This is a genomic window from uncultured Jannaschia sp. (assembly GCF_947494025.1).
In the GTDB taxonomy this organism is placed as follows: domain Bacteria; phylum Pseudomonadota; class Alphaproteobacteria; order Rhodobacterales; family Rhodobacteraceae; genus Jannaschia.
Map to the genome: position 1 here is coordinate 1 of NZ_CANLTQ010000078.1, position 3318 is coordinate 3318.

At 63.5% G+C, this 3318-nt stretch carries 5 protein-coding genes and 4 pseudogenes; 4 read left to right on the plus strand and 5 right to left on the minus strand.

Annotated features, from left to right (window positions below):
* Nucleotides 1-237 (minus strand): annotated as a pseudogene (locus tag Q1B08_RS21070) (hypothetical protein); the annotation flags it as partial.
* Between the two features lie 50 nt (nucleotides 238-287).
* Between Q1B08_RS21070 and Q1B08_RS21075 the strand changes: the two are divergent.
* From Q1B08_RS21075 to Q1B08_RS21090, 4 genes and pseudogenes are all read left to right on the plus strand, one after another.
* On the plus strand, nucleotides 288-677 hold the full coding sequence (locus Q1B08_RS21075) for a hypothetical protein (RefSeq protein WP_299823236.1): 390 nt from the start codon (nucleotides 288-290) through the stop codon (nucleotides 675-677).
* Between the two features lie 393 nt (nucleotides 678-1070).
* A complete protein-coding gene (locus Q1B08_RS21080) occupies nucleotides 1071-1376 on the plus strand; it encodes a helix-turn-helix domain-containing protein (RefSeq protein WP_299823239.1) in 306 nt (101 codons plus the stop codon).
* 59 nt (nucleotides 1377-1435) lie between these two features.
* The gene (locus Q1B08_RS21085; RefSeq protein ID WP_299823244.1) at nucleotides 1436-1612 is read left to right on the plus strand and encodes a helix-turn-helix domain-containing protein; all 177 of its coding nucleotides are present in this window, start codon (nucleotides 1436-1438) and stop codon (nucleotides 1610-1612) included.
* A pseudogene (locus Q1B08_RS21090) lies at nucleotides 1594-1959 on the plus strand (helix-turn-helix domain-containing protein); the annotation flags it as partial. The gene Q1B08_RS21085 and the pseudogene Q1B08_RS21090, both read left to right, overlap by 19 nt.
* 67 nt (nucleotides 1960-2026) lie before the next feature.
* Here the strand turns inward: Q1B08_RS21090 and Q1B08_RS21095 are convergent.
* The 4 genes and pseudogenes from Q1B08_RS21095 to Q1B08_RS21110 all read right to left on the minus strand — a co-directional run.
* A complete protein-coding gene (locus Q1B08_RS21095; protein ID WP_366140085.1) occupies nucleotides 2027-2407 on the minus strand; it encodes a DDE-type integrase/transposase/recombinase in 381 nt (126 codons plus the stop codon).
* Nucleotides 2381-2524 (minus strand): annotated as a pseudogene (locus tag Q1B08_RS21100) (IS3 family transposase); the annotation flags it as partial. The pseudogene Q1B08_RS21100 and the gene Q1B08_RS21095, both read right to left, overlap by 27 nt.
* Before the next feature lie 116 nt (nucleotides 2525-2640).
* A complete protein-coding gene (locus Q1B08_RS21105) occupies nucleotides 2641-2940 on the minus strand; it encodes a transposase (protein ID WP_299823242.1) in 300 nt (99 codons plus the stop codon).
* Between the two features lie 55 nt (nucleotides 2941-2995).
* Nucleotides 2996-3237: pseudogene (locus tag Q1B08_RS21110) on the minus strand (transposase); the annotation flags it as partial.
* Between the last annotated feature and the right edge of the window lie 81 nt (nucleotides 3238-3318).

Sequence of the window (3318 nt, forward strand, 5' to 3'; positions counted from 1 at the left end):
GCTCCCGGTGATCTCGACTGCCCGGACCTCGAGGTTCGTCGGGGAAACGCCCCGCTGGGGCCTTTCCTGATCCTCCTCACCGCTGTAGATCGGCTGCGCGCCACGCTTGCCCGAAGACGCCGCGCGCCACGGCGTCGATGGGTCGAACCAAACGGTCAGCGATCCGCGCTTACGAAGCGCGGCGTTAAAGGCGGACCACTTCAGGGTTCGGTAGCGGGTCGGGGCAGGCTTGAACATGCCGTCCAGCTATGCCGCTGGACTCGCCATGTGAATCCCGGACAGGCTTCGTGCAACAAGGCCCTCTTCGTGCAATCCTCGCTTCGCCGGACGCGCGAAACGCCGAGAACAGCAAGTTTGAGATGTTGTTTCTGCGGTTCCGCGAGAATGAGGAGCGCGAGAATCTCAGCCCATTCGAGCATTTGGTTTCGATTGGTGAATTGTATAAAACGCTGGCTTCTGGCGCAGACAAGCTGACAGTTGTGGCTTTCGCGAAGAAAATTGGCGTGCATGAGAGCCTAGTCTCACGAGCGAGGTCTGTCTTCGCCGCGCAGGATCAAATCCTGAACGTGTTCGGAAATGTCTACGACATGAGCTTTCGTGATTTGCAGGAAGCCTTAGCGAGCTTAGAGAGGCGAACAAACCCAAGCCCAAACCGAAGGCAAAGCCCAGAAAGCTGACGGTCAAACGCAAGGTGGGCAACCGAAATCTTTTGGCGACTTCAGTCGATGGAAACTTATCCATCAAGGTTGCAGGTGTGCCGATAGATCAAGAGCGTCTCGAGAAGCTCGGAGATTTAGTCGCCGACTACTTGAGCGCCGAAGGCTCGGGGAGGGAAACCGACTGACGACAATATCAGCGGCATATTCTCCAGAACGACGAGGCAAGGAACAAAAAGGAACGTCAATCGAAGTAAAGTCAAAAGAAAAGCCCCCAAGCGGCGTGGCCTGAGAGCTGACCTTAATGGTTTGGTCGTCTTAAAGACAAGTCTCTCAGGATTCACTGTCAACGACGAACGCTCTTGAGTGAACGGCTTTCTTTTGCCTCCACATAACCGGAGGTGAGATACCGGCATGAAACATACAGGTTGGCGCAAGCCGACACCGGGTCTTGGGGTTGCTGAGCAACTTGCCCAAGCCGGAGAACGGGTAGCAGTGCCCAAAACACGGGCCTTCGTTGTGGTGAAGCGCGTGGGGGCACATATCGGCCTGAAGGGCGGCGACATGATGCTCCTCGATACGTTGGGGGCCTTCACGCAAGCCCAGGACTGGGAGGAGGGGCAGCGCCCGATCGTCTGGGCGTCGAACGCCTATTTGATGGAGCAGACGGGCTTTCCGCGCTCAAGCGCCACGCGCGGCGCCTTGCTGAGATCAGCGTGATCTCTTTCAAGGATAGCCCCAATGGCAAGTGATGGGGCCGCAGGGACGGTGAGGGACGCATCGTCGAAGCCTACGGCTTCGACCTGTCGCCGCTTGCGGCCCGTGTTGAAGAGTTCGAAGGCGGTCTCAAACGGTCGTCGCAACGCTTCGAGACGGAGGGTTGCAATGTGGGCACGGAAGCAGGCTTCGGGTCGACGGTTGAGGGCGCCGCTGCGCGGGTGTGGCTCCGGCGGTAGGATCGCGGTGGTTTCGGGAGGCCGGCGGTATGCCACCATCGCATCTGGCGCCGTGGGCGCCTTCGCCCTCGGGGCGCTATCTGTCGTTTGCCGAGCGCGAGGAGATCGCGCTGCTCAAGGTGCAGGATCATGGCGTGCGCAAGATCGCCCGGCGTCTGGGCCGTGCGCCGTCCGCCATCTCGCGTGAGTTGCGCCGGAACGCTGCGACGCGCAGCGGCGGCTTGGCGTACCGGGCTACCACGGCGTAATGGCATTCCGAGCGGGCAGGTCGGCGCCCACGTCCCACGAAGATCGAGCGCAACGACGGCCTGAGGCGGTGCGTCGAGGACCGTCTTGCGGGCATGATCTGCCACGGCAGGCCGCGTGAGACGCTGGGGTGGAAAACGCCTGCCGAGGCCTTGGACAAGCTGCTTGCTACAACGCAGAATACAAGCGTTGCGACGACCGGTTTAGACCGCCTTGCCCGCCCTTATCCGAATGATGTATGATATCCTTTGGTTTGCGGGCCGCCAGCGCCATGTCGAGCGCATCGAGGACGATCTGCGTGCGCAGGTCATGGGAAAAGGCCCAGCCCACGATCCGTCTCGACCAGGGATCGAGGACGACGGCGAGGAACAGAAAGCCCGCCGCCGTTGGGATGAACGTGATGTCGGCTAGCCAGAGCTTGTCGGGGCCGTCGGCTGAGAAGTCTCGGCGGACAAGATCCCCCCCGGCGGAGGTTCGCTCCATCACACGGACGGTGGTGGGGACGGCCCCACGCCTTCGGCTGACGCCCGCGATCTTGGCCTCGCGCATCAGCCGGGCGACGCGCTTGCGCCCCACATGTACACCCTCGACCCGCAGTTCGGCCTGGATGCGCGGGGCATCATAGGTGCCATGGGACACGGCGTGGATCGTCCGGATGCGGCGCTGAAGGGCAGCATCGCTTCTCTGCCGTTCCGACGGCTGCCGGTCGCGCCAAGCCTAGAAGTCCGAGGCCGACACGCCCAGCATGATGCGGACGGGGTGCGTGGCCTGGTTCGTCCGCATCAGTTGGTACGCCCGTTCGGGGCCGCCGCGAACCAGGCCGTAGCCTTTGCCAGAATGGCCCTCTCCTGCCGGAGCTGGCGGTTCTCGCGGCGCAGGCGGGCAAGCTCCTCGCGCTCGGCCGTCGTCAGGACATCGGGACGCTTGCCGTCACGGGCGTCGGCGCGCCGGACCCAACCGGCGATCGACGCCGCGCTCGGCTCGAACTCACGCGACAACTCCTTGGGTGTGCGGCCGGACCGGACCAGGTCGACCAGCTGGCGCCGGAACTCCGGCGGGTAGGCGGGGCGGTAGCGGGACATCGTGGACACCTCCGGCTGAACTCTCGGGGCGTCCGTGAAAGCCGGTCAACTCCAGCACGCCGCGCAGGCCACGGTCGACGAGAGATCGGAGGAAGTCCGTCCAGAACGGTGCAGGGGACCGTCGCGCCGGTGGCGCGGCGAAAGCTCCTGAGCGCCTCGGAAGGCCCGGTGGCGACGCCGGAAAGCTCGCGCTTGCCGTCCTCGTTGACGGATGCCCGCAGGGCACGCGATTACCGCCGCTCGACTAACGATCCGCCCGCCCTTGCGCACCTTTACGTAGGTCGCGTCGAGCCAGAGACGTGCCATCGTGGCGCCATTGATGGTGTGGATGGCCCCGCCAGCGGCATCGCGTTGTGCCAAGGTGGGTCTGTGAAACAC